This window comes from Paraburkholderia sp. J8-2 (genome assembly GCF_905220195.1).
GTDB lineage: Bacteria > Pseudomonadota > Gammaproteobacteria > Burkholderiales > Burkholderiaceae > Paraburkholderia.
Window position 1 is genome coordinate 1 of the sequence record NZ_CAJMZA010000075.1, and the last position, 2,583, is coordinate 2,583.

A 2,583-nucleotide genomic window follows, 5' to 3' on the forward strand; every position below is an offset into this window, starting at 1 on the left:
GCGCATGACCGGCAGGCCGCTGCATCGCTCGGGGCCATCTTCCGCGAATGTCGCAACGATCACCGTGCCACCTGGCTTAACCGTGCGTAGCACAGTGCGGACATAAGCTTCGCGTTCCGCCTCGCTCGTCAGAAAGTGAAATACGGCGCGATCGTGCCAGACGTCGAAGGCGTGCACAGGCAAGTCCGCCTTCGTGACGTCGCCGACAATCCATGAAACGGCTTGCACACGTTCACCAAGTCGCTCGCGCGCGACTTCGAGCGCGGCTTCCGAGAGGTCCAGCACGGTCAACTCGCTATACCCTTTGTCGATCAGATCGTCGACGAGGGTTGAGGCGCCGCCGCCCACGTCAATAATCGCCGCGTCTTTGTCCACACCCGATTGCTCGATCAGCTCGATCGATTGACGCGGGTGTTCCTGAAACCAGCTGACATCGGTCGATGCTTTCGTCTCGTAGACGTGATTCCAATGTTCCTTCGATTGCATGATCGCTCCAGTTCAGTCGCACAACTCAATGTGCCACGGTCAGATCGGCGGTTCGCCGCGCGGGCGTTATTCCTTGCGGCCTCAGCAGCAGGCGGACTACGTCGAGCGCACATCGTCTTCCACAGGATAGGTGATCAAGGTTTTGTTTTGAAAATCCTCGGCATCGAGATAGTCCTTTTGCGCAGCGGATGGTCGTTCGCAACGAGTGCGACCAATCGGAAGCAGAGCAACGGGTGAAAGTCGACGCCGTGTTCGCCATCCCGCAGGCTTGATGTCCGATGCCTGCCGGATGGCGACGGCCAGCACGCGATCCACGACCGCCAGGCAGATCCTCCGTACCGGAGAAGGCCGGATGCGGGGCAGAGCGGGTTCAGCCAGTTTCGCATGCGATACTGTCGATGCGAGGATGCGATGGTCGATACGCAAACACTGCTGACCTGCATTGCCTTTCTCGTGGTTGCGCTGCTTTACGCCAGCACCGGCCAGGCTGGGGCTTCAGGATACATCGCCGTAATGGCACTGGTCGGATACGAGCCTGACAGCATCAAGCCCACTGCGCTTGTCCTGAATATCCTGGTTTCCCTTGTCGTAAGTTGGCGCTTCATTCGAGACGGGCATTTCAACTGGCAATCGTTCTGGCCGTTTGCTTTGCCCGCAGTGCCCATGGCGTTATTAGGTGGCTATATAACGCTGGAAAAGACCTGGTTCGAATATCTACTTGGCGCACTTCTCTTAGTCGCTGGCACGCTGTCGCTGGTGCGCAGGCCAATGGGCGACGACATTGTGCGACCACCCCGCAAGCCCGTCGCGGTGGCTTGCGGAGCGATTATCGGCCTTGCCTCGGGGCTAACCGGAGTTGGCGGTGGCGTCCTGATAGCACCGCTCCTGATCTTTTGTCGGTGGTCAACCATGCGTGCGGCTGCGTCCGTTTCCGCGCTGTTTATCCTCTGCAATTCGTTAGCGGCGCTGGCCGGCAACTGGAGCGCCACAAATCACCTTCCACATGGGATTGGCCGACTGGCGTTGATGGTGATCATCGGAAGCTGGCTAGGAGCACATCTGGGTAGCCGTTGGCTATCGACTCGTCAAATTCGTGTCCTGCTGGGTGTTGTATTGATCTGCGCCAGCGTGAAGCTGCTCCTGCCTGTTTGAATCACTGCAGCTGATTGACTGCTTCGTCCGCCGAAATGCGATGCAGATAGGCGATACGTCAGTGACGGCTGCTGGAGCGGTGACGCTGATGCGAGTCCATCGACCCTGCTATGCAAATGGCAACGGGCCTTCGAAAAGCCCGATGTAACACAGATGCGAAACCGCTGGCTGGCCGTGTCCAGCCCAACGGTGCAGCAGGTATGCGGGTGGTTCGAGATAAGAAGCGGGCTCCGCGTCTGCTTCGACGCGCAACGCGATTTGCGTTGTCGTGCTTGGGCACGTGAGTACGGGAACGTTCCCAAGGCGCGTCTGCATGGACCGATGCACGTGCCCGGCGAGAATTCGATCGACATTGTCATGGCGTGCAAGAACCTTTGCCAATGCGTCCGTGCTTCGCAAACCGTAGACGTCCAGATAGGGGATGCCCGTCATGAACGGCGGGTGGTGCATGACGACGACGACCGGTCGATCTCGATGCCTGGAGAGTTCAGTGTCCAGCCAGGTCAGGGTGTTGGCGTCCAGTTCACCGTGATGTAGCCCTGGAACGGATGTATCTAGTGCCACGAGGCGTAGTTCGCCTACGTCTATCGCGAACGACAGCGCCCCCTCCTTGGGTAGCCACGCGTGATCCGAAAACGCGGCCCGCAGACGGTCACGGTTATCGTGATTACCTGGTAAAACCACGAACGGATGCTTCAGCGCGCCAAGCAATTCTCGAAGCTTCAGATACTCAGCGGCGGTACCTTCGTCCGTGAGATCGCCTGAGATGACTACGAGGTCCGGCTTGGGTCGCACGCGGTTCAGCGAATCGACCGCTGCCGAAAACATGGCATTTGAGTCCACGGCATCCTGGTACAGCGCGCCGTGTGAACGGACGTGAATATCGGATACTTGTGCAATGACTGTCACTCGGCTCTCCGGTGGTTTCGACGGGCATGTACGTGG

The 2,583-nt window shown here is 58.8% G+C and carries 4 protein-coding genes; 1 reads left to right on the forward strand and 3 read right to left on the reverse strand.

Features of this window, described 5'->3' with window-relative positions; translation table 11 throughout:
* Together U5A52_RS42730 and U5A52_RS42735 are read right to left on the reverse strand one after the other, a co-directional pair.
* A partial coding sequence (locus U5A52_RS42730) for a class I SAM-dependent methyltransferase (protein ID WP_321940416.1) occupies positions 1 to 486 on the reverse strand: 486 nt, incomplete at its 3' end.
* 96 nt (positions 487 to 582) lie between these two features.
* Complete coding sequence (locus U5A52_RS42735; RefSeq protein WP_321940418.1) at positions 583 to 912, reverse strand: hypothetical protein; 330 nt, start codon at positions 910 to 912, stop codon at positions 583 to 585.
* Between U5A52_RS42735 and U5A52_RS42740 the strand changes: the two genes are divergently transcribed.
* Complete coding sequence (locus tag U5A52_RS42740) at positions 898 to 1,638, forward strand: sulfite exporter TauE/SafE family protein (protein WP_321940420.1); 741 nt, start codon at positions 898 to 900, stop codon at positions 1,636 to 1,638. The two genes, U5A52_RS42735 and U5A52_RS42740, sit on opposite strands and share 15 nt — an antisense overlap.
* A 108-nt stretch (positions 1,639 to 1,746) precedes the next feature.
* On the opposite strand, the gene U5A52_RS42745 is transcribed toward U5A52_RS42740, so the two are convergent.
* Positions 1,747 to 2,583 (reverse strand): phosphodiesterase (locus tag U5A52_RS42745; protein ID WP_321940422.1); only part of this gene is annotated, 837 nt, incomplete at its 5' end.